This is a genomic window from Aquitalea sp. ASV15, assembly GCF_016429115.1.
Classification (GTDB): Bacteria; Pseudomonadota; Gammaproteobacteria; order Burkholderiales; family Chromobacteriaceae; genus Aquitalea; species Aquitalea magnusonii.
Genome location: NZ_JAELTZ010000211.1, coordinates 1 through 302 on the forward strand (window position 1 = coordinate 1; position 302 = coordinate 302).

Here is a 302-nt window from a genome sequence, read left to right on the forward strand (position 1 = left end):
CCCCCCCCCCCCCCCCCCCCCCCCCCCCCCCCCCCCCCCCCCCCCCCCCCCCCCCCCCCCCCCCCCCCCCCCCCCCCCCCCCCCCCCCCCCCCCCCCCCCCCCTTTTCCAGCAGAAGACGGCATACGCGATCCTTGTTAATGTCTCGTGGGCTCGGAGATGTGTATAAGAGACAGGGGCAAACACCATGGAAGGGAAACTGATATTGTCGGCCAGCTGCAGCCCGCGCCGCTGCGCCTCCTGGCGAATGGCTGCCGGTGCCGGCTGATTGCCATTGAGTACCAGATCGGCTGCCAGCAGCTG

General features: G+C 72.5%; 1 protein-coding gene. It reads left to right on the forward strand.

The window, feature by feature from the left end; translation table 11 throughout:
- Positions 1-202: hypothetical protein (locus tag JHD64_RS21570; protein ID WP_199055755.1), on the forward strand; the 202-nt coding region annotated here is incomplete at its 5' end.
- Positions 203-302: the final 100 nt, after the last annotated feature.